Source organism: Microseira sp. BLCC-F43 (assembly GCF_041929235.1).
Lineage (GTDB): Bacteria > Cyanobacteriota > Cyanobacteriia > Cyanobacteriales > Aerosakkonemataceae > Microseira.
In genome coordinates this window covers 17,059-38,624 of sequence record NZ_JBHFNP010000183.1, presented here as the reverse complement: position 1 = coordinate 38,624, position 21,566 = coordinate 17,059, and the positions used below count along the sequence as shown (strand labels likewise).

Sequence of the window (21,566 nt, the reverse complement as noted above, 5' to 3'; positions counted from 1 at the left end):
AACCAGCAAAATTCAGAGGGTATAAGCAAAAGTTTGGTATTAGATAAAAAGTTTTGACCGTTGTAAAGAAGAAGGAATTATGGCTGTCGCAACTCAATCGCTTGAGGAACTTTGCATAAACTCGATTCGCTTTTTGGCAGTAGACGCAGTCCAAAAAGCGAATTCCGGTCATCCGGGGCTACCAATGGGTGCCGCGCCGATGGCGTTTGTCCTCTGGGATCGCTTTATGCGATATAACCCGAAAAATCCCAAATGGTTTAACCGCGATCGCTTTATCCTGTCAGCTGGGCACGGCTCCATGTTACAGTATGCCCTGCTTTACCTGACTGGTTACGATAGCGTCTCCATTGAGGACATCAAGCAATTCCGTCAGTGGGAATCCAAAACCCCTGGACACCCAGAAAACTTCATGACCGCTGGTGTAGAAGTTACTACCGGCCCCTTGGGACAGGGGATTGCCAACGGTGTCGGTTTGGCAATAGCAGAAGCCCATCTGGCAGCCAAGTTCAACAAGCCCGATGCCAAAATAGTCGATCACTACACCTACGTAATTCTAGGTGATGGTTGCAACATGGAAGGCGTGTCCGGTGAAGCTTGTTCTTATGCGGGACACCTGGGATTGGGTAAGCTGATTGCCCTCTACGACGACAACCACATCTCGATTGATGGTTCCACGGATATTGCCTTCACCGAAGATGTTTCTAAGAGATTTGAAGCATACGGTTGGCACGTTCTGCACGTCGAAAACGGTAATACTGACTTAGCAGCGATTGAAGCTGCGATCGCCGAAGCGAAAGCCGTTACCGACAAACCCTCAATGATTAAAGTAACCACCACGATTGGTTACGGTTCGCCCAACAAAGCCAACACCGCAGGTGTTCACGGTGCTGCTTTGGGTAACGATGAAGTCAAACTGACTCGCGATAATTTGGGTTGGGAATACGAACCCTTTGTTGTTCCACAAGACGCCCTCAACCACATGGGCAAAGCAGTGGAACGCGGTGCTGGCTACGAAGCCGAATGGAATCAAGCATTTGCCGACTACAAAGCCAAATATCCCGCCGAAGCGGCAGAATTTGAACGTTTCCTCAGGGGCGCACTTCCCGAAGGTTGGGATAAAGTACTGCCTACCTACACCGCCGAAGATAAAGCACTACCCACCCGCAAACATTCGGAAACCTGCCTCAACAAACTAGGACCAGTTTTACCTGAATTAATAGGTGGTTCGGCAGACTTAACCCACTCCAACCTGACCGAACTCAAAGGCATCGGCGACTTCCAAAAAGGGCAATACCAAAACCGCAACATCCACTTTGGCGTGCGGGAACACGGTATGGGCGCCATCTGCAACGGTATGGCGCTGCACGGTTCGGGCTTAATTCCCTACGGCGCTACCTTCCTAATCTTCACAGATTATATGCGGGCGGCAATCCGTTTATCGGCGCTGTCCCTCGCTGGCGTCATTTGGGTAATGACCCACGACTCGATCGGACAAGGGGAAGATGGTCCTACCCACCAACCGATTGAAACTTTGGCTTCCCTGCGCGCAATTCCTAACCTAACGGTAATTCGCCCCGCAGACGGAAACGAATGTTCTGGCGCTTACAAAGTCGCGATTGAGAAAGCGAAGCACAACAACCCAACTTTGTTAGCATTCTCCCGTCAAAATGTCCCCAACTTGGCAGGTACTTCGATTGAAGGCACTATCAAGGGCGCATACACGGTGTTCGATTCTGAAGGAACTCCGGAATTGATTCTAATTGGTACTGGTTCCGAAGTCAGCCTCTGCGTCACCGCAGCTGAAAAACTCACCGCCGAAGGCAATAAAGTGCGCGTCGTCTCGATGCCGTCTTGGGAACTGTTTGAAGCTCAAGATGCAGCTTACAAAGAATCTGTACTGCCAAAAGCAGTCACCAAGCGCCTATCTGTAGAAGCTGGCGCTAGCTTTGGCTGGCACAAGTATGTCGGCATGGAAGGCGATATGGTGAGCATCGACCGTTTTGGTGCTTCCGCACCCGGTGGCGTTTGTATGGAGAAATTTGGCTTTAGCGTCGATAATGTTTTAGCGAAGGCTAAAGCTTTATTAGGCTAATATCTGGCTGATTCTCTGTAATTGATTGAATGAGGCTCTCTATTACTAGAGAGCCTTTTTCAGCAGTTGGCTTAAGTAGAAGAGATTTGTTAAGATATTAGTAGAAATATACTATAAATACCGACAGAGCAAGTTACTATAGTTCAGTACTACCCCTTCCGCTTATACTGAGAGGCGATATGAAAGGAGAGCTTCTCAAGAGACTGTTTAGGGCGATCGCTAGTTCGGACACAGAGGCGATCGACAAATTGACGCAGGTAGTGATAGAGGAAGAGCGTAGCAAGGGACATACACTGCTAGCCGATCAGTTAGAGAATATTACAAAGAAGAGTCATAAAGAAAAATCCACCTCCAACGGCAAAAGGACGCCCTCAATACCAGAGAGTCGTGAAGCTCTAAGTGAATTACCAACCAGCAAGCGTTTCAATCTCCCTTTAGTCACAGTTATCCCAAGGGAAAAACTGCGGCATCACATGGTGCTGCCGGAAATTGTAGAGAAGCGTTTCCAACGAATTGAGCGCGAATATGCGGCAAGAGATAGGCTCGCTCATTATGGACTGCGCTACAGGCAAAAAATTTTGCTGTATGGCTCCCCAGGTTGTGGAAAAACACTAGGAGCAGAGCGTTTAGCTTGGAATACGGGTTTACCACTGCTTAAGGTACGATTTGACGCAATGGTGTCGTCTTTTTTAGGCGAAACTGCTGGCAATTTGAGACTTGTATTTGAGGATGCTTCCAAAAATCCATGTTTGTTGTTTCTTGATGAATGTGACTCAATTGCTAAGTCGCGAGAAGACTCTCAAGAAGTCGGAGAAATCAAGCGAGTAGTAAATACATTTCTTCAAATTTTGGATGAGTACGAGCCATCATCTGGTCTTTTGGTAGCAGCCACAAATCTCAACAAGTCTCTAGATACTGCCCTTTGGAGACGATTTGATGACTTAATCGAAGTACCAAAGCCAGGAGATGCGGAAATAGAGTTTATACTAAAAGATACGCTCTCTGCCATTGAAGTAGGGTTGATAAACTGGTCTGCACTTATCGAGCAGATGAGAGGCTTTTCTGCGGCTCAAGCTGTGAGGGTTGCCCAAGATGCAGCTAAACGAGCCATACTTGAGCGAGAAGAGCTAGTCATTCAGGAACACCTAGAAGAAGCAATTAAAGAAATCAAAGTGTCCTGAAATTAATTTTTTTCGGATAAAAAAATGGTTGAACGATCTAGGCAGTTTCCGCATATCCAGCTTAAGCTGACAACACAAGGAATTGCTGCACCTGCACCAGGGGGAGGAAAAAAGAATCCTCAAACAGCAGCAAATTTAAGCGATAGGTGGGGACACGGAAGTAGGCTAAAGAGTTCAGTAGAATCTTTAATCTCTTATTGGCAAGATACTGAAGAAAAACGAAAGGAAGAGGAAAAGCCACCACTTCCTGAAAAAGTTATACCTATCATTTTACAAATTGACCCTAATGCTTTTGATGCAGAGGAGTTGAGGAAATATGGTATTGAAGTAATTGCTGAATTAGAAAATGGATATATTGTTGGTGCTTCTGCTGGTGATACAGAAGAATTTAGCGAACTACAGAAGAAGATAGATAAATTTATTAAACAAGAGCGAGGTGGTAACAAAGTTGCGGAGATCTGGGAAATTATCGATGGAGCTAGGCGACCTGAATACATCTTATCACCAGAATTACTAAATCACTGGAATCAAATTAAAGATGAGCAAATATATATTGTGGATGTAGGAGTCGCTTGTGTAGGTACTAAGTCACAATTACCTAATTGCCCAGAACGCAATCAAGGAGACAGTGATGAAAATTATGCTAAAAGAATTAATAATTGGATAAATAAACGCGATTTGACATACCAGCAATGGGACGATATCAAATCGCAACGAGAAGATGAATTAAAGAATTTCGTTACTTCTCATCCATATCACGGAGAAATTTTAAGTATAGTGGATGGAAATATTCCTAAATCGGCTGAGTTGTCAGACAGTTTTTCTTGCCGGATTCAAATATCAGGTAAAGGTTTAAAAGATTTAGTTTTAAACTTTCCCTATATTTTTGATGTTAGTGAGCCAGATGAGTTCGCTGAAATTATTCAGAGGGAAGGATTATCTGATGCTGCTCCTCCCGCTTTTCAACTAGAAGCACCAGAATCAAATGCTCCCAAGGTATGTGTAATAGATAGTGGTATTCAAGAAAGACATTCTCTTCTCAAGGCAGCAATTGATTCACAAAACTCAAGGTCTTGGGTTCCTGGAAAGACTGATGAAACTGCTGATTATGTTGGCAATGGTGGACATGGAACTAGAGTAGCTGGTGCAGTGCTTTATCCGAGTAATATACCTCGTAGTGGCAAAGAAAAAGCTGTCTGCTGGATTCAAAATGCAAGAGTGCTTGATGATAAATGTCAACTACCTAAACAGTTATTTCCACCTAATCTTTTAAGTGAAGTTGTAGAATTTTACAACGGGCAAACAGGAACGAGAATTTTTAACCACTCCATCACTGGGGCTGTGCCATGCCGCACCCAATATATGAGTGCTTGGGCAGCAGGTATTGATAATCTTACATGGCAAAAAGATATTCTTTTGATTGTGCCGGTTGGAAACTTACCTATCGACAGTAAAATAGGCACTACAAGATTATCTGTCAAAGACCATCTTTCAGCAAATCGACTGTATCCAGATTATCTTTTAGAAGATTCCTGTAGAATTGCTAACCCTGCACAAAGTTTTCAAGCTTTAACTGTTGGCTCAATTTCTTTATCACAAAAGGATAAGCCATCAGCTTTTTCATGCTCTGGTTTAGGAATTTGGGAGACAATTAAACCAGAAGTAGTTGAATATGGTGGAGATTTAGTAAAAGATGAAAGTATACCGCCTAATATTACTTATCCTAAAAATGTTTGTCCTGAATTAGTGAGGTCAACTTTGAATGGAGGGCCAGCGGTTGCTGCTGATAATGTTGGCACATCATTTGCAGCACCTAAAGTCAGCCATATAGCTGCCTCTCTTGCTGCTGAATTGCCTGATGAAACTTGTCTTCTTTATCGTGCGTTGATAGTACAATCAGCTAGATGGCCTGAATGGGCGATCGCAGATGAAGTGAATAAACTGCACGTCATTCGTCAAATAGGTTATGGGATTCCAAATCTTGAACGTGCTTTAGGTAATTTTCCTAACCGTATAACTTTGATTACAAGAGGAGAACGTTTTATTAAAGCTAGGCAAGCTCATGTTTACCAAGTAAAGCTACCAAAAGAATTGCGATCGCAAGGGGAAGAATTAGAGATTCTAGTGGAAGTTACCCTGTCTTACAAAGCACAACCACGTCGAACCCGTAGAAACCGGAGAAAATATCTTTCAACTTGGCTTGACTGGGAGTGCAGCAAGAGAGGAGAAGATCCAAAACTGTTTCTAGCAAGGATTTTAAAAGAATATGATGCTCCAGAGGATGCTGAGAAGGGAGAGAGCATTTTTAAATGGACTCTTGGTAAACAAAACAATCACGGGATAATTAAAGATGTATCTAGAAGTGCTGGAACACTTCAGAAAGACTGGACTGTTGTGAGATCTTTTGAACTCACAGAAGCTTTTTGCATTGCAGTAGTTGGACACGAAGGTTGGAACAACGATCCAGATGCAACGGTTCCATACTCTCTAGTTGTTAGCTTTGAAGCTACAAAAGCTAATATCCCGATTTATGCTTCACTTGTGGAAGCTCAAGTTGAACTAGAAGTTGAGCAACAAGTAGAAATTAAATCATAAAATATTAATAGATCGCACACAAATTCCTTCTAGTCTCTAATGATTCCGATATGCTTAGAGTGAGGGGAGTTACAGTAGAAAATTGGTTCGCGACGTAACGAGAGATTTGGGAAGTTATAGCGGCTTGCAAGCGAGTGAGGTATCACAGCAGTGTGCGGGCACCCTTAAGGGTGCGCGCTTGACAAACTCAGCGAAAACGCTGTACCTCATACGGCTGCAATTCGCTGTAAGGAAAGAGCGATCGCATACTTAAAAAATAAACTGTGCGATCGCGCAGAGAGTGCCTGCGGCATATCGCTTTCTCTCTATTTCTACACTTGCTGAAATTGGGTTACTAACCACGTTGCTACTTGTGACTGATCTGGTTGTCTGCTACGTTCTAATGCTTCTTCTAATACAGAGATAGCTAACTCTGGTAATGCCTGAGATTGGTAAATCCGCCGACTTCCACCATCGGCTAAGATTTCAAATGCCAAAATTTGGGCTTTTTGTACATCTACTACCCAATATTCATCTACTTTTAATTCTTCAGACAATAACCGCTTCTCACCTTTATCATCAGATAAAGTGGTATCGGCAATTTCAATTGCTAAATTAGGCGGTGAGAATTGATCTAGATCGACAACGGAACTCCCTGTAGGTGCTGATTGAACTCTTTCTCTTAAGTAATAAGATATATCAGGTTGAGATTCCCGCACGCCTGTTTTCCGATAGCTACAATTCACCAGTCCCCGATGAGGAATGCCTTTGAAGGTGCAGAATAAGTTGATAGCAAATGTCATTGTTCCATGCTGGCTGGCATGGTCTGGCCCAATTGACATTGTTTCAATCCTCATTTTTCCGTTGTAATAGTAGCACCTGGCTTTTTGATAGGCGGGATTTTCCGAGACCTCGATAAATTCATTCCAATTTGCTGTGACCCAGGTATCTATTGTTAGTTTATCTTTGATTGCAATCATGGTTAAACCTCTAATACTTTATGATTTTATTTTAAGTTCATATGTCGCAGGCTTTATTTAATTATATATAATTTAGGCGATCTCTACTCGAGTAAAATTCATTAGCAGCGCATGTGGAAATAGGCGAGCTTCTTCATTGGTACTGATATGCAGCAGTGTCACAAACTATACTTTGCCTTAACCTGCTAGTAAGATTATCTCAGTGCGATCGCACCAAAACAAACATCACCAATTGGCTAAGTTGCTAAGTCCGGAAATTGAATCGGCGAACTCGTAGGATAAATTTGAACCACACCCAAAGTAGTCTTGGAGAAGAGTCATGAAAGCAATTGTATGCACTAAGTACGGATCGCCAGATGTTCTTGAACTGAAAGAGGTTGAAAAACCTACTCCAAAGGACAATGAGGTCTTAATCAGAGTATATGTAGCAAGCGCAACGGCAGCAGACTGCATGATGCGTCAGGGAACACCATTTTATGGCAGGTTATTTCTTGGTCTTAAAAGACCTAAAAATCCCATAACTGGAACTGGGTTTGCCGGAACTATTGAAGCAGTTGGAAAAGAAGTAAAGCTATTTAAAGAAGGGGACTCTGTTTTTGGAGAAACTGGCATCGGGTTTAGTACAAATGCCGAGTATGTGTGTTTGCCGGAAGATGGTGTGTTGGCAACATTACCGTACAACATGACTTATGAAGAAGCTGCCCCCCTCTGTGATGGTGCTTTAACCTCATGGAGTTTTCTTAAAGATATTGGACAAATTCAGTGCGGACAAAGGGTTCTGATCAATGGTGCTTCTGGGAGTTTAGGTAGCGCTGCGGTGCAGATTGCTAAATACTTTGGGGCAGAAGTGACGGGGGTATGCAGTACTACAAATTTAGAAATGGTGAAGTCTTTGGGTGCTGACAAGGTTATTGATTATACAAAAGAAGATTTCACCAAAACTGGACAGACCTACGACATTATTTTTGACACGGTTGGTAAGAGTTCATTTTCACGTTGTAAAGGTTCGCTGAGGGAAAATGGGGTCTATCTTTCACCTGTTCTCAGTTTACCTCTTCTGTTTGAAATGATTTGGACTTCCAAGGTTGGTAGTAAGAAAGCGAAGTTTTCTGCCACAGGTCTGCGTCCGGTTTCAGAACTTCGAGTCCTCCTCAATGAACTGAAGGAGTGTATTGAAGCAGGAAAGATAAAATCGATCGTTGATAGAAGTTATCCTTTAAAACAAACTGCCGAAGCTCATAGGTATATCGAGACAGGACATAAAAAGGGAAATGTAGTCATAACTATCGCCCCCTGAAAACACAACCCAACAAGCGGCTGATGTTTGTAGTAGGCACTGAAGTGCCTATCTTGAAGCACTAAAGTGCCTACTACGAACAAACTGATATGCTAGCTGCGTAATTTCTGTATCAGCGATCGCACCTAGTCAAACATGATGCACTGACTACGTTGTTAAGTCCCAAAAGTGCTTCGGCGATCGCAGATAATAAACACGAGCAGTTAATCTAGGGCGATAACTATGACCGCTCCTTATACTGGAGGATGTCAATGCGGGCAAATTCGATATGAGATCCGCGCTGAACCTTTGACGCTGTATGTTTGTCATTGCAAAGAATGTCAGAAGCAATCTTCGAGTGCATTTGGAATGTCGATGCCAGTTGCCCGCGATGCAGTTGTTATTACCCAAGGAAAACCGAAACAATGGAAGCGAGTCTCTGACAGCGGACGTGAAGTTATTTGCTTCTTTTGTGGAGAGTGCGGGACGAGAATATTTCATAATCCTGCCCGAAATCCCAAAATTACCAACGTTAAACCTGGAACATTAGATGATACAAGTTGGCTCAATCCTGTGGGAAATCTCTGGACTAGAAGTTCTCAAAAGTGGGTCGTTCTCAGCGAACAAATGTTAAACTACGAGGCGCAACCGGGCGACTTTACCCAACTGTTTGAGCTATTTCAAAGTGAGTAACACCGTCTGAAGTCGAATGCAGAAGACTACGCCAAAAACTCAGATGCTTAATTGAAGTGGGCGCGGGAATTAAGGCAGAACTTTAATTGGCAAGGCAATAGCGATCGCACCCTGATTAATTCTCGTTCCTAATAATTCCGATATGCTTTGAACCAGGGCAGTTCCAAAAATTGGTTCCTGATATAACGAGAGATTTGGGAAGTTAAGGAAAGCGCGATCGCATCGGTGCTTGCTTCTGTTTTCAGGCCAGAAACCCGGTTTTTTCAAAAAACCGGGTTTCTGGCTTAGAAATATTTATACAAATTAGTGTATTGTTTTGTGAACTTAGCTTAAAAATCATAAAAATAGTCTAAATATTGCTCGCAGATAAAAAGAAAAAACTTTAAAATAATTGTGTTAAAAGTTACACATTTGTGAATCAGGTGGGTGATAATATAAAAAAATTAACTCAAACTAACAGTCAGCGAAGTACACAATGGTATCTATCTATCAATTAGTCAAAGAAACCTTGCAGAACGGTTACCTGTCACTGGAAACTGAAAATAAAATTAGCCAATTGTTTGAAAGTTGTGTAACGACAGAGGATATTGAAGCCCTGATAACGCTACAAGATGCTGTGGCTTTTGGTTACGTTCAGCGCGAGGCGCATAATATTACTCAGAATCGTCAGGTTAAAGAGCTTGTAGCAGTAGGTAGTAAGTAGTAGGATATAGTCAATACCTACTACCTAAAAGCAGGTTAGCTCAAAGAAATTTGCTCGGCGATCGCACGCCCTATTTCAATCGAAGAAGTCGCCGCCGGAGAAGGTGCATTGCAAACGTGTAAAGTATTTTTGGCCTGGATAATCAAAAAGTCGTCCACGAGTTTCCCATCGTTCATTAAAGCTTGGGCGCGCACCCCAGCACCAGCAGGGACAACATCTTCTGCTTGAACTTCAGGAATTAGCTGTTGCAAGCTCCGCACAAACGCTGCTTTACTAAAAGAGCGAATAATTTCTTGGATGCCTTCATCGGCATATTTGGCGGCGAGTTTCCACAAACCAGGGTAAGCGATAATTTCGCTAAAATCTCGCAAATCGAAGTCGGTTTTTTTATAACCTTCCCGCTTTAAACTCAGGACGGCATTCGGTCCAGCGTGGACGCTACCATCGATCATGCGGGTAAAGTGGACGCCGAGGAAAGGAAACGCCGGGTTGGGAACTGGATATATTAATCCCTTGACAAAATAGCGTTTTTCTGGTACTAATTCGTAGTATTCGCCCCGGAATGGGATAATTTTGGCTTCGGGGTTGGCGTTACCCAGTTTGGCGATGCGATCGCTATACAATCCCGCACAGTTGATAATAAACTTGGTCTCGAACTTGCCTTTGTTGGTTTCCAGGATTTGACTGTTATCGGTGGCGATAATTTTCTCAACTTTAGTACCCAGACAAATCTCGCCTCCCTGGGATTGGATCAACTCCCCGTATTTCTGGCAAACTTGCCGATAGTCAACAATGCCAGTGGTAAAGACTTGAATTCCCGCCAAGCAAGTAACATAGGGTTCGATTTCTTTGACTTGTTCTGCGGTAATTTTGGCAACTTTTAAGCCATTTTCTAAACCTCGTTGGTAGAGGTTTTCTAGTAAGGGCAGTTCCTTTTCTTGCGTCGCGACGATAACTTTACCGCAGACTTCGTGGGCAATGTTATATTTCTGACAAAATTCTACGATAGATTGACTGCCTTCGCGGCACAAGCGGGCTTTGAGACTGCCTGGTTTGTAATAAATACCAGAGTGGATAACGCCGCTGTTATGTCCTGTTTGATGATACGCCAAGCTGCTTTCTTTTTCTAGGACGACTAGGCGGGCATGGGGATATTTTTCCATCAATGCCATGCCAGTAGCAAGACCAACTATGCCGCCGCCGATAATTGCAAAATCGTACATCGATTACCACCTATGCTAAAAAATTGTTTGTAATAAAGCGATTTTGAACCAGTTGCAATCTATTTGTCAGCGAGTAAAATTACTGATTTGCCTATCAAGGGGAGAATTAGGGGAGAGACTTCGCCTCATCCCCATAACCTACTTATCGTTCGCTAGCTAATCGATAATCTTTGCAAATCAATCAGTCTCCCTTACATCCCATTGTCTCTGAGCAACGTTCATTCATACCCCTTACCTTTGGCGACTGCGGGGGGTTCGTTTTCTTCTAGCCAGAGTCTGACAGCTTCCTCTAATGCATCTGTCTGACTGACTTCCTTAGCAGTGCAAGCAATCTTAAATCTCATCGCTAATTCCTTGGTTATATACCCGCTCACTTGAGCGTAGTTGGGGTCATTGCGTCTACTTGCCACTACCAAACCATCAGAAGCTTCGTTTACATGGGATTCCATTTTCTCACATGCTTAGGTTGACTTTTTTTTACATGTTGACATGATTACGTGCTTACGTGCTATAATCTGACTCGTAAACCAAAAACGCCCAAGCTTAGAACTACGGCAAATCAGCCATAGATAAACTTGGGCGGACACACTTTGATTGCTCAAAACGGCTTTAAAATGCACAAAAAGCCGTTTTTACACACAATTCATCTCTTGATTAGCCATGAATACTCAGTTGCTTAAGAGCCATCTGAACTATCCCCCTTGCCTTGATTACTGGTCTTGCCAGGAGGGGGAGCCTCGTTTTGTTCTAACCATTCCTCTATCAGATCGGTTATCACTTCGCTCATTGTTTTTTGTTTGGCTGTGCAAGCCAGTTTAAATCTCAGCTTTAAGTCTTTATCGACGTAGCTGCTGAGTTCGGTCATGTTCGGCGGTAATTTCGCCACTGCCACAAATTCCCTATACGCCTACTTTCGTATCCTACTGTTTTGCCTTTACGCGCTTACTGGGTTGCAAGTTTACGAGTAGGGAGTGTTCTTAAAACTCGTAAACGAAAAACGCCCAAGCTCATAACTATGGATATCTCAGCCATAGATAAACTTGGGCGGACACACTTTTATTCGCAAAAACGGCTTTAAAATGCACAAAAAGCCGCTTTTACACACAATTCACCTCTGATTTTACCATGAATACTCAACAAATTCATCCGAGCAGATACCTAGATCTGCACGTCTGGACAATTGCGATTATGCTGCCGAATGCTTGTCATCGCACGATCGCTCGCTTTCGCAATCGGCAAGACGCGGAAGATCATCTGCGGGCATTGCGACGATTTATCCCAAAAGCCAAGTTTGAGATTGTATTTGATGGCGATTGGAATCAAGAAGCAATCGGTGGGTAAGGTTGCGATCGCATATCAGTAAAAGTTTGGTGCGTGACATAATTTTGTCACGCACCCTAGTAACTAATTGATATCATTGGGTTAATCGCAGAATAAATTTTGCCACAATTACAATTATGCCATCTCCATTTCCAGGGATGAATCCTTATTTAGAGCATCCTGCATTGTGGGCGGGAATTCATCACCGATTGATTACAGCGATCGCCAACGATCTCAATCCCTATTTACGACCTAAATATATTGCCGCAATTGAGGAGCGAGTGTATGAAATGAGTGGAGAAAAGTCTGTCTTAGTTGGCATTCTCGATGTCGCGGTACAACGAGTATTAGCACTCACGAATGCAACTGAATCTAATATTGCTGTTGCCGATCCTTCTGCACAACCGATAGAAGTGACAATTCCGATACCAGAAATTTTAACAGAAAGCTATCTAGAAATTCGCGCGTTAGAAACCGAAGAAGTCATCGCCGCAATTGAAGTTTTATCGCCTAAAAATAAACAATCGGTAATTGGTCGCCTGCAATACGAAACAAAACGGCAAAAAATTTTAGGCAGCAGCACCCATTTAGTAGAAATTGATTTGCTGCGACAAGGGGAAGCTATGCCAGTTTTAAATGTAGCGATCTCAAGCCATTATCGCATTTTAGTCAGTCGTAGCGAAACTCGTCCCAGAGCTTTACTATATGCGTTTAATTTACAGAATAGAATTCCTCAGTTTTCCTTGCCTTTACAACCAGGAGATGCGGAACCAATCCTAGATTTACAAAGGTTGTTGCATGAAATTTACGACCAAGGAAGTTATGGCTTGAGAATAAATTACAGCAACTCTCCCGTACCAGCTTTATCGGAAACAGATGCAGCTTGGGTTGATGAAGTCTTGCGACAACAAGGATTGAGGTAAAAACCGAAAATTTTTCTAACTCTTGATTGTTGTGCTAATATATAAAGAGGATTTTACAAGGGTAAGTTAAACCAGTGAAATCAACTTTATATACAACAACAAAAGTACTACCAGGCAATAGAATTGAAATTCAAGCTCCAACTCTTTCAGTGGGGCAAACTGTCGAAATAGTGATTATAATTTCAGAACCCGCTGTTGCTGAATCATCTGCTGAAGAACAAACTCTTACTTTGGAGCAGCGTCAAGATTTCCTTAAGTTACCAATGTCTGAACGCAGACGTATTCTGGAAACTCAAGCAGAAGCAATGCTTGCTCACTATCAAGAAGATTCTGAATGGCAGGAGTTAATGGCAGGTGACATCATCGACTACTAACGCCGAGCAGCCCAAGCGTGGCGATATTTGGTTGGTTAACTTCGATATAATTTGTATTGACAATATCGTTGTGTACTGTTTATGCTTCTTGAAGATATTACTGGACGAGCTGATGAATTAATCAAACTTGCGAATAAAACTTTTGCTGAGTCAGTAGCGAGTAACTATAAAGATATCGCTCCAGATATTTTTTCAAATTTGAGGTCAGGTTCATTATCATTTATTGAGCGTGTTTACGGTATAGAACACACTTATTACAAAGAGTTTGACAAGCAAGTTACGGACATAAGCTGGTACAACATTAAGCTAGCTCTTGGGATTTTAACTGCTATTCGCAACGAGCTAGATGGTGGTTGGTTGCAGACAACACGCGGACTAATTTCAGCAGAAGTTTTCGCAGACTTCTTGGAAATGGCAGAACACCTGCTTGATGAGCATTATAAGGATGCAGCGGCAGTTATGATAGGTGGGGTTCTGGAAGAGCATCTCCGTCAACTTTGTCAGAAAGCTGCACTTGATGTTGAAGATTTTAGCAATGGTAAATCAGTACCACGCAAAGCAGATAGATTAAATTCACAGCTAAGCAGCACCAAGATCTACACCAAACTTGACCAGAAGCAGGTGACAGCATGGTTAGATCTTAGAAATAAAGCTGCACACGCAAGGTATGGGGAGTATAGCGAGGAACAGGTTAAACTAATGCTTGATGGAGTTAGAAATTTCATCACCCGCAATTCTCTATAAAATTCTATTGGCTGCACTGTGCCTACTATGTATCGTGAAAGGAACGGGGATAAATTTAGTACAGTTCTAAGCAATGTAGATTGGGATCGTTCAGAAGTTCTTGAATTGCTTCTGTTCCAGAGCGAATTAGAGCTTCAACTTGGTTAGTTGGTGCATTCCCACAGCGCAGCCATACAACTTTTGGCGGAGAACCATACAGACGACTTCTTTCCGCAAAGTCTGCATCTTGAGTGACGATGCAAAAGTTGTTGGTTCTGGCAAATTCCCATATTTCGGTATCAGTTTGCTCTGCCAACCCGTGAAACTGAACATGACTACAATCAGAGAAGATGTCTGCCAATCGAGTCACTAGCTTTCGGCTCAAATTTTGATCAAAAAGCAGCTTCAAGCAGCACCTACCGAAGCAACTAAACGATGTTCGCGGTCAGCAGCAAACTCTAAACAAGCTCTAATGTCCTCTTCTGTTAATTCAGGGAAGTCTTCTAAAATCTCGGCATGAGACATGCCAACTGCTAGCCAGCCCAGAACATCGTACACTGTGATTCTCATCCGTCGTATACAGGGCTTACCGCCTCGCTTATCTGGCTCAATCGTAATAATATCGCGATAGCTCATAGTGTTTATAGACTGTATAGTATTCCTGTCTAAGTTTTTGCGTTCCAAGTAATTACTCTCAGTCTAGAGCAGCCTAACATTGCGCTGCAATGGAAGGATAGGAGATTATCGCCAGTAATTCCACGGTGTCGCTTCCGCTTCCTTTATGCTACATTAAGTAATAAGGTAGTAATACATCGGCCCAGCCGTGGTTCGGGTTCTGTATGCCCGACTGGTGCGCCACCCTCTGGAGTTGTGCGTATACCGCCGAGCGATGGATCGCTATTTTACAGTTTGATTAGCTCAGTGGTAGAGCAGCCGAATTGGATTCGGTGTGACGTAGGTTCAAATCCTACATCAAACGCCCCGGAAGTTAGCTCAATTGGAAGAGCGATCGCTGTATCGGCGATTTGTTGCAGGTTCGATTCCTGCACTTTCCACCAACACACCCTCGCCCTGGGTAAGGGCACCTTGTTGTGGACAAGGCGACTGCAAGCCAAATAAACCGTTTTGGGAGAAATCCCTGAGTGGTGAGATTTGTTTATCTGACAAGCTCTCGCGATGTAGGTGTTTTGCTACCGATTGTGACTTTGTGATGAAAGGTAGTGACTGTGAAGGTGCTAGCGCGGTACTCGTACTGGGGTGGCTAGCGATCGCATTCCTCCCTAACTTGAGTCTGTCCCTTCGCTTTCCACATTTGGCAAAACGAACGGCTTGCTTTGAGCGCTGTTGTTTTTTTCTGGATTGCCTTTGGGTAGTTTAGGAAAGGCAAGAGCAATCTTAATCCAGTTTTCGAGATGCGATTAGCTTCGCTCCTGGCGCAGGCATTCGCCCGCACCTAACTGTAAGCACCTACATTGGAGAGTTTGAAAACTTATGTATTATACATGTACCAAAATTTGATTATTGTGGGATAAATGTTTTTATCAAACCTTCTGCGTCGGTTAAGAATGCCCAAGTTATCTATCAAAATTTCTATGTGGAAAACCTTTTATATCAAACCCAATGAAATTGGAATCTTATATCACCGCAGCGATTTTAAGAAAATTTTGCAGCCCGGTACTTATACATACTTTGGTTGGCATTGGCAAGTAAAAACCTATGACCTGAACCAACCAGAAGCAAAGATTGAAAACCTGGAATTATTGCTGCGAAATAACAGTTCTGAATTAGAACAATATCTTGTAGTAGTGCGAACCGGATTCAATCAAGCTGCTTTAGTACGCTTGGGGCAGAACTGGATTGGGATTGCACCGAATCAACTGCGGGCTTTTTGGCGCGGTTTTATTGAGGTAGAAACCCATCTTTTTAACTTAGAAGAAAGCTTGGAATTACCCGCCCAGTTGGTGCAGCAAGTAAGGGGAGTTACCTTAAATGGATTGAAAAAGTTTCTAATATCGGAGGATGAGATTGGTTTACTATACGTCCAGAGTAATTTTGTTCGACCCCTAGAATCTGGCGAGTATGCTTTCTGGTTTTTTGACAGGGATGTTAAAGTTCAGAATCTCAGTAGAATTGCGCCAAATCCAAATTTTCCCCTCGAAGATGTACTGATTGAAAAACATCCTGAATTTGTACAATCTTACTGCGAAATAGTTCAATTATTGAGCCAGCAAGTCGCGATCGTGCGATATCAAAGTAAAGTCATTTCCATCTTACCGCCTGCAAGTCGCAAGCTGTTTTGGCAAGGCGTTGAAGTGGAAATTATTGATATTTCTGCTGATGCTAAGTTGCCGCCTCGCTTGGTTTCCGAGTTAGTTTCGGGATTGCCAGAAGTGTTAAATTTGCTCTGCAAAAGCTTGCATATTTGCGAAGTACCGGCACAGCATGTAGGATTGCTGTACGTTAATCAAGAATTTCAAGCGCAACTAGATCCAGGGATACACGCATGGTGGATATTTGGTCGCTCTTTGAAGGCGGAAGTTTTTGACCTGCGCCAACAAACTATGGAAGTATCCGGTCAAGACATTCTTTCTAAAGATAAAGTACCTTTGCGCTTGAATTTAACAGCGGGTTTCCGCATTATAGATCCGCTGAGATCCAAAAATAGTTTGTCGGATATTTCTGGGTATTTGTACAAAGAATTGCAGTTTGCTTTGCGCGCTGCGGTTGGGGAAAAAACCCTAGATGCCTTGCTGGAGGATAAAGGCGCAATTGATAGAAGCATCGCGGAATCGATTCGCAGCAAAACCGCAGACTATGGAATCGCGGTCGATTCGGTTGGCGTGAAAGATATCATTCTTCCTGGTGAGATTAAAACTATTTTGAGCAAGGTAGTGGAAGCGGAAAAAGCTGCCCAAGCAAACGTAGTCCGGCGTCGCGAAGAAACTGCTGCTACTCGCAGTATGTTGAATACTGCCAGAGTAATGGAGGATAATCCCGTAGCATTGCGTTTGAAGGAACTGGAAGTACTGGAACGAATTGCAGAGAAGATTGAGAAAATTCAAGTCAACGGCAGTTTGGATAGTATCTTGACCGAGTTGATTCGGATTAATCGGCAATAAACCTGCCTGATTTTATGAACTACCCATCGGGTGCGATCGTGCTTCGGCGCACCAGCAAAACCGATCGCAGTCTTTCCCCTCGATCGCAACAACGCGAGGAAAGCAACAGATCGCAACAGGTTCAGGACTTGCGCAGCAACACCATATGTGGTTTGCGGTGCGTTACGCTACTAACGCACCCTACATTTAGATCCTTTGCGTAAGTCCTGAGGTTAAAAGAGCGATCGCCATCTCGTAGCTTGTGGGTAGAACAAGTTTGTATTGAGGTCCGGTGCCAAACACTCAAGCTTTCGAGTTCTGCACTCCAACAATCGAGCTTGGAACACCATTGTCCCAGATCCTAACTGCAATTACCAGGGTTTGAACTCGATTTTCCCAGTCCTGAGCTGGAAACTTCGAGTTCAGAACTCGATCTTCCGAGTCCTGAGCTGGAAAGTTCGAGGTCAGAACTCGATCTTCCGAGTCATGAGCTGGAAAGTTTGAGTAATCAGGTTCGAGTTTTGAGCAAAAAGTATCAATGAGCGAGCGATCGCAGTAAGTGCCTTTGACCCATTTTGACAGAGCGGGGGAAGCGATTCTGGCGCGGGAGACGCTTCGCTCACGCTCAGTTCACTGCACTGGAGGTGCGATCGCGCTAGGACGACGCCTGTGAGCAATCGCGCACCCCATCCGTCACAACAATCCGCGATAACGAATAAACACCAAAATCACCGCCCACGACCCCAAGGCGACTTTTACTGCCACCAGGATGTTGAGGATGGGGACAATACCCCCGCTGAAAAGCGCCCCCAACTCTCCGTGGGGTAATTCATATCCAGCTAGGGTGATAACCGACAGGACAATGAAAACCAGAACCGAGACTTTCTCCCATGTAGCGGCGTGCCAGCGCTTGTAGATCTTCTGCATCAACTGGGGTGATGAGGTAATCGCCACGAGTCCGATTGCGGTTCCCCCCGCCACCCCGGCGGCAAAACCACCCCCCGGACTTAAATGCCCCCGAATCGCCAGTTCGATACCCACCAACGCCGAAATGGTTGCTCCCAGACGCGCCAGCACAATTGATGGTTCATCTTTGAACTGATAAATCGCGCAGGACTGTCTTTCATTCGCCAGCAGAAAACTCGCTCCCAAGATCGCGATTGTAAACACCACCACTTCGTAGATCGTGTCATACAAGCGATTGCGGAAAATGATACCCGAAACCGCATTGGGCAACCCACAATCTTTTACCACCAATTCGGTGATAGACATCCCGGATAAGTCCGGTGCCGGATTTTGCATGAGTAGCATTTTGACGTACAGCGCTATCCCCGCTGCAATGTATAACCATTTCATGAATGCTGCTCCTCTAATGCTGGTTTAGTTACATTTGTTGCAATATCATCTAGTGTATTTACGTAATCGAGGGTTGTGCCTCGCGACCAAAGTTCGGCTTCCATGATTTCATAGATGCGTTTAACTCTAGTCGCGGTGTGATATGGTTGCCTTTCTGCCTCATACTGTGAGCTGTCCGGAACCCTGAATTCCGATGGGATACAGGTAGCATGGATTTCTTTCTCGATTAGCGCGCGGTGTAAAGCTTGGGTATTTGTGTAGGGCACCAGTTCCAAACGCATATAGCGTTTGGCAAAAATGGTGCGTAACTTCTCTAGCAATGGCCCAAAATCTGGATCGCTGTGTGCCTCGTGTTTCACTTCATCTTCGAGGACGCCAAGGCGCAGTACTAGGGATGAACGGACGGCGATCGCATAGAGACTAATCGCCAGCAAGGTTCCTACCAATGCTTCGGTCAAAGCCACATCCGCCGCGCCCAAAATTGAATATATCAAGGCCGACACCGCTCCCAGTATGCCGCGAATTACCAGCGCATGGAATGGATTGACCTGAAACACCAACATGCAGGCGGACAACGGCATCAGAGCGACTATGACATAGATATAGTCATCGTTCGTAGCTATCATTCACCGTCTCCCCGCTATTGGAACAGTATGCCAACACGTACCCCAACATTGTGTTCCACATTGCCAAACAGATGATGGCGAGGATCAGCAAGGGCCATTCATTCGGTCTCTTTAGCAGCAGTCCGACGATGATAGCGATCGATCCGAGGGTATCTGAAACCGAAAGACTATGCAGCTTGAATAATACTGATCGCTTGCCGATCAGGTGAGAGGTGCCCCAAAACCAGAAGACAATACCTACGCCGATGCAGGTATAACTAAGTACGTCTATCATGCATCATTCATCCTTTTGAGTATATGCGCCAGCAACATTAATCCAGCATTACCCACACTCAGAACGATCGCCCCCACAACACCGATCATCCAATCATCCCGCAAGACGGATACAAATAGGATCGTCACCGCCGCCTTGGTCGAAATACTGGCAAGTGCCAACATTGTCTGCCAGATATCATCTTCCTTCCATGCATCGTAAATGGGTATGAGCAGTGCCAGAATCATGGCAATCAGTATCAGGTTCATCAATTTTTCCTCCGGATAACCCGGTGTACTTCGTACCACCCCTCTTCGTTGTATTTCAAGACAATGGTCTTGGGGGTAAAGGTAATCAGAAATACATCCAAGAATATGAGTCGGGGCGATCGCTTTGATGGCACCCGTTCCAGGATGACGTCTTCATGGTTATGGGGACGCAGGAGGATTTCAAATGCCTCGATGTATGCCTGTGGAATCGCCAAGAGGATTTTACCAAGTACCTGTAGGAAATCCTTTAATCTTTCCGGGGCTGTGTAGGTGCGCGGCAATAAAAGGGCGATGACGATGCCGATAATGATATTTTCCACGCTCCCATTGGCGGTGAGCAGAAACCACAAGGTCAGTCGGAATATTAGATGTCCAATCATGCCAGTGCCAACCAGAATAGTAGGATCGAAATCAGGCTCATAAAACCGATCAGATTGTCAAATTCTTCGAGTAAACGCGGCAGTTTGAGTACTGTCCGGCGAAAAATCAAAAAATACGCCACCCATCCCACGGCGATGGTTGCGAGTGGTTTGATGATATTCTCAAAGGTATACGCCTCGTAATACACACTATTTGCCGCCATCAGGCCGCCGAGCAACAAAATCGTAGCTACCCAGAAACCGAGTTTTACTTCTTCATGTCCCCCAGGAGGGAGAAAGATGAATTTGGCAAACGAAATTGCCGTTCCTAGTGCTGCAACGTTCATAGCGATCTCTTGCCAAGGCAAAAAATTCTTCGTCGTCAACACCTTCGCCCCAAAACCTGACAACATGGGAAAGCCGGAAATCGAGAAGCTAGCCAGCACCAGGGCAATCCACACCGGGGTATTGATCTGCTTGAGTTGCAGTTCCTTGAAATTTCGGCTGGGTAAACTTCCCGCGATCAGGAACAGCGCCGCTTTGACCAGTCCGTGAGTTAGGGCATAAAAGCCTCCCACCGCAGGTGCAGAGAGGATAAAGCCTAACTGGGAAACCGTGTGAAACGCCAGCATCCGCTTGGTATCTTTTTCAAACACGGCATAGAACACTCCCAACAGCGCCGTCCCAACTCCGAACATTCTGACGATCGGATCGACCTCCTCCAAAGTTAGGGCACAACGCACCAGGGGATAGACACCAGCTTTTACCACAACTCCCGACAGCAATGCCGATACTGGTGTTTCCGATTCCGAGTGGGTCAAAGGTAGCCACAATCCTGATACAAAGACGCCCCCCTTGACCAACAGTCCCATAAACATCAGCGCCAGCGCTTCCGGAGGTGCGCCCCGCAATCCGGAAAAAGCAAACGTATGACTTGTCTGATAGGCAAGCACTGCCCCCACCAGATAAAACAGCATTGCCGTGTTGCTGACAAACAGATAGCGCAAGGCGACCCAAATCGAGCGATCGCTACGGGGATAGGCGATCAAAAGAAACGCGGCAATACCGCTCACCTCTAACGCCACGTATAAACTGATAAAGTCAGCACAGGCGAACGCGGCATTGACGCTGCCGTGTAATATGATGGTCTGGGCATAAAAAAAAGCCGTCTTGCCGGTTTCCCAACAGTAGAAGATGACCGCAATCGTTACCAGCGCATTAGTCAAGATAAAGAAGGCGCTCAATTGATCGACGACTAACGTGACGCCGAAATTATTTAGTAGTTGCAGTGTCAGCGGCGTTGGCGTCGGGTTGCCAGAGGCATTTTGCTGGGCGAATAGCAGCGCCGCATACCCAGATGAAACAAGACCCACGACCAGTGCCAGATACCGATCGAGTTTGGGGAGCAGAAAAACGATAAACCCCAGAAAAAACGGTAGGGCGATCCATACAATCGTCAGTTCACTCATCAACTAAAACCTCACCGGAGTTAGCAAACCACCATCTAAAAACCTGTTTTAAAATTACGAACTTAGATCTAGGG

Annotated in this window: 25 protein-coding genes and 1 tRNA gene; 12 read left to right on the top strand and 14 right to left on the bottom strand. The window is 44.5% G+C overall.

Annotated elements, in window-relative coordinates; genetic code table 11:
* Nucleotides 1-79: 79 nt before the first annotated feature.
* The 3 genes from tkt (at nucleotide 80) to ACE1CM_RS25625 (ending at nucleotide 5,868) form a co-directional block, all read left to right on the top strand.
* Nucleotides 80-2,092 carry a transketolase gene (gene tkt, locus ACE1CM_RS25635; protein WP_374881635.1) on the top strand — a complete coding sequence of 671 codons (2,013 nt, stop codon included), beginning with the start codon at nucleotides 80-82 and terminating at the stop codon, nucleotides 2,090-2,092.
* Nucleotides 2,093-2,271: 179 nt separating this feature from the next.
* A complete protein-coding gene (locus ACE1CM_RS25630) occupies nucleotides 2,272-3,273 on the top strand; it encodes an ATP-binding protein (RefSeq protein WP_374881633.1) in 1,002 nt (333 codons plus the stop codon).
* Nucleotides 3,274-3,297: 24 nt separating this feature from the next.
* Nucleotides 3,298-5,868 (top strand): S8 family peptidase, encoded by a 2,571-nt coding sequence (locus ACE1CM_RS25625; protein WP_374881631.1) that lies wholly within the window; start codon nucleotides 3,298-3,300, stop codon nucleotides 5,866-5,868.
* Nucleotides 5,869-6,179: 311 nt separating this feature from the next.
* Here ACE1CM_RS25625 and ACE1CM_RS25620 read toward each other — a convergent pair whose 3' ends face one another.
* A complete protein-coding gene (locus ACE1CM_RS25620) occupies nucleotides 6,180-6,827 on the bottom strand; it encodes a Uma2 family endonuclease (RefSeq protein ID WP_374881629.1) in 648 nt (215 codons plus the stop codon).
* A gap of 319 nt (nucleotides 6,828-7,146) precedes the next feature.
* On the opposite strand from ACE1CM_RS25620, the gene ACE1CM_RS25615 reads away from it, so the two are divergent.
* Together ACE1CM_RS25615 and ACE1CM_RS25610 are read left to right on the top strand one after the other, a co-directional pair.
* Complete coding sequence (locus tag ACE1CM_RS25615) at nucleotides 7,147-8,124, top strand: NAD(P)-dependent alcohol dehydrogenase (protein ID WP_374881627.1); 978 nt, start codon at nucleotides 7,147-7,149, stop codon at nucleotides 8,122-8,124.
* A gap of 222 nt (nucleotides 8,125-8,346) precedes the next feature.
* Nucleotides 8,347-8,796 carry a GFA family protein gene (locus ACE1CM_RS25610; protein ID WP_374881625.1) on the top strand — a complete coding sequence of 150 codons (450 nt, stop codon included), beginning with the start codon at nucleotides 8,347-8,349 and terminating at the stop codon, nucleotides 8,794-8,796.
* A 69-nt stretch (nucleotides 8,797-8,865) separates the two neighbouring features.
* Here the strand turns inward: ACE1CM_RS25610 and ACE1CM_RS25605 are convergent, their stop codons facing one another.
* A complete protein-coding gene (locus tag ACE1CM_RS25605; RefSeq protein WP_374881623.1) occupies nucleotides 8,866-9,063 on the bottom strand; it encodes a hypothetical protein in 198 nt (65 codons plus the stop codon).
* A 208-nt stretch (nucleotides 9,064-9,271) separates the two neighbouring features.
* Here ACE1CM_RS25605 and ACE1CM_RS25600 point away from each other — a divergent pair, with 208 nt between their 5' ends.
* Complete coding sequence (locus ACE1CM_RS25600; protein WP_374881621.1) at nucleotides 9,272-9,499, top strand: hypothetical protein; 228 nt, start codon at nucleotides 9,272-9,274, stop codon at nucleotides 9,497-9,499.
* Nucleotides 9,500-9,534: 35 nt separating this feature from the next.
* On the opposite strand, the gene lhgO is transcribed toward ACE1CM_RS25600, so the two are convergent.
* The 3 genes from lhgO to ACE1CM_RS25585 all read right to left on the bottom strand — a co-directional run bounded on the left by lhgO (nucleotide 9,535) and on the right by ACE1CM_RS25585 (nucleotide 11,614).
* Nucleotides 9,535-10,722 (bottom strand): L-2-hydroxyglutarate oxidase, encoded by a 1,188-nt coding sequence (gene lhgO, locus ACE1CM_RS25595; protein WP_374881619.1) that lies wholly within the window; start codon nucleotides 10,720-10,722, stop codon nucleotides 9,535-9,537.
* Nucleotides 10,723-10,940: 218 nt separating this feature from the next.
* Nucleotides 10,941-11,171 carry a plasmid partition protein ParG gene (locus ACE1CM_RS25590; protein ID WP_374881617.1) on the bottom strand — a complete coding sequence of 77 codons (231 nt, stop codon included), beginning with the start codon at nucleotides 11,169-11,171 and terminating at the stop codon, nucleotides 10,941-10,943.
* A gap of 227 nt (nucleotides 11,172-11,398) precedes the next feature.
* Nucleotides 11,399-11,614 (bottom strand): plasmid partition protein ParG, encoded by a 216-nt coding sequence (locus ACE1CM_RS25585; RefSeq protein ID WP_374881615.1) that lies wholly within the window; start codon nucleotides 11,612-11,614, stop codon nucleotides 11,399-11,401.
* A 233-nt stretch (nucleotides 11,615-11,847) separates the two neighbouring features.
* On the opposite strand from ACE1CM_RS25585, the gene ACE1CM_RS25580 reads away from it, so the two are divergent.
* From ACE1CM_RS25580 to ACE1CM_RS25565, 4 genes are all read left to right on the top strand, one after another.
* The gene (locus ACE1CM_RS25580) at nucleotides 11,848-12,063 is read left to right on the top strand and encodes a hypothetical protein (protein ID WP_374881613.1); all 216 of its coding nucleotides are present in this window, start codon (nucleotides 11,848-11,850) and stop codon (nucleotides 12,061-12,063) included.
* A gap of 116 nt (nucleotides 12,064-12,179) precedes the next feature.
* Nucleotides 12,180-12,965, top strand: coding sequence for a DUF4058 family protein (locus tag ACE1CM_RS25575; protein ID WP_374881611.1), 786 nt, complete (start codon nucleotides 12,180-12,182; stop codon nucleotides 12,963-12,965).
* 74 nt (nucleotides 12,966-13,039) lie between these two features.
* A complete protein-coding gene (locus ACE1CM_RS25570) occupies nucleotides 13,040-13,339 on the top strand; it encodes a hypothetical protein (RefSeq protein WP_374881609.1) in 300 nt (99 codons plus the stop codon).
* Between the two features lie 81 nt (nucleotides 13,340-13,420).
* On the top strand, nucleotides 13,421-14,083 hold the full coding sequence (locus ACE1CM_RS25565) for a hypothetical protein (protein WP_374881607.1): 663 nt from the start codon (nucleotides 13,421-13,423) through the stop codon (nucleotides 14,081-14,083).
* Between the two features lie 55 nt (nucleotides 14,084-14,138).
* Here ACE1CM_RS25565 and ACE1CM_RS25560 read toward each other — a convergent pair whose 3' ends face one another.
* On the bottom strand, nucleotides 14,139-14,471 hold the full coding sequence (locus ACE1CM_RS25560) for a DUF5615 family PIN-like protein (RefSeq protein ID WP_374881605.1): 333 nt from the start codon (nucleotides 14,469-14,471) through the stop codon (nucleotides 14,139-14,141).
* The gene (locus ACE1CM_RS25555; RefSeq protein ID WP_374881603.1) at nucleotides 14,468-14,698 is read right to left on the bottom strand and encodes a DUF433 domain-containing protein; all 231 of its coding nucleotides are present in this window, start codon (nucleotides 14,696-14,698) and stop codon (nucleotides 14,468-14,470) included. Before ACE1CM_RS25555 ends, ACE1CM_RS25560 begins: the two co-directional genes overlap by 4 nt.
* Nucleotides 14,699-14,969: 271 nt before the next feature.
* Here ACE1CM_RS25555 and ACE1CM_RS25550 point away from each other — a divergent pair.
* A tRNA-Pro gene (locus ACE1CM_RS25550) sits at nucleotides 14,970-15,041 on the top strand.
* Between the two features lie 14 nt (nucleotides 15,042-15,055).
* Here ACE1CM_RS25550 and ACE1CM_RS25545 read toward each other — a convergent pair.
* A complete protein-coding gene (locus ACE1CM_RS25545; RefSeq protein WP_374881601.1) occupies nucleotides 15,056-15,229 on the bottom strand; it encodes a hypothetical protein in 174 nt (57 codons plus the stop codon).
* Nucleotides 15,230-15,654: 425 nt separating this feature from the next.
* Here ACE1CM_RS25545 and ACE1CM_RS25540 point away from each other — a divergent pair, with 425 nt between their 5' ends.
* Nucleotides 15,655-17,181, top strand: a complete 1,527-nt coding sequence (locus tag ACE1CM_RS25540; protein ID WP_374881600.1) for a slipin family protein — start codon at nucleotides 15,655-15,657, stop codon at nucleotides 17,179-17,181.
* Between the two features lie 672 nt (nucleotides 17,182-17,853).
* Here the strand turns inward: ACE1CM_RS25540 and ACE1CM_RS25535 are convergent.
* The 6 genes from ACE1CM_RS25535 to ACE1CM_RS25510 are packed head-to-tail and all read right to left on the bottom strand — an operon-like array spanning nucleotide 17,854 to nucleotide 21,492.
* Nucleotides 17,854-18,516 carry a Na(+)/H(+) antiporter subunit B gene (locus ACE1CM_RS25535; protein ID WP_374881598.1) on the bottom strand — a complete coding sequence of 221 codons (663 nt, stop codon included), beginning with the start codon at nucleotides 18,514-18,516 and terminating at the stop codon, nucleotides 17,854-17,856.
* Entirely contained in the window at nucleotides 18,513-19,142 is a 630-nt protein-coding gene (locus ACE1CM_RS25530; RefSeq protein WP_374881596.1) for a DUF4040 domain-containing protein, read from the bottom strand. The genes ACE1CM_RS25535 and ACE1CM_RS25530 overlap by 4 nt, the downstream gene beginning before the upstream one ends.
* Entirely contained in the window at nucleotides 19,123-19,416 is a 294-nt protein-coding gene (locus ACE1CM_RS25525) for a monovalent cation/H(+) antiporter subunit G (RefSeq protein ID WP_374881594.1), read from the bottom strand. Before ACE1CM_RS25525 ends, ACE1CM_RS25530 begins: the two co-directional genes overlap by 20 nt.
* The gene (locus ACE1CM_RS25520; protein WP_374881592.1) at nucleotides 19,413-19,664 is read right to left on the bottom strand and encodes a hypothetical protein; all 252 of its coding nucleotides are present in this window, start codon (nucleotides 19,662-19,664) and stop codon (nucleotides 19,413-19,415) included. The genes ACE1CM_RS25525 and ACE1CM_RS25520 overlap by 4 nt, the downstream gene beginning before the upstream one ends.
* Nucleotides 19,664-20,044: a Na+/H+ antiporter subunit E gene (locus ACE1CM_RS25515; RefSeq protein WP_374881590.1), complete on the bottom strand. Its 381-nt coding sequence runs from the start codon at nucleotides 20,042-20,044 to the stop codon at nucleotides 19,664-19,666. The genes ACE1CM_RS25520 and ACE1CM_RS25515 overlap by 1 nt, the downstream gene beginning before the upstream one ends.
* A complete protein-coding gene (locus ACE1CM_RS25510) occupies nucleotides 20,041-21,492 on the bottom strand; it encodes a cation:proton antiporter (RefSeq protein WP_374881589.1) in 1,452 nt (483 codons plus the stop codon). The genes ACE1CM_RS25515 and ACE1CM_RS25510 overlap by 4 nt, the downstream gene beginning before the upstream one ends.
* Between the last annotated feature and the right edge of the window lie 74 nt (nucleotides 21,493-21,566).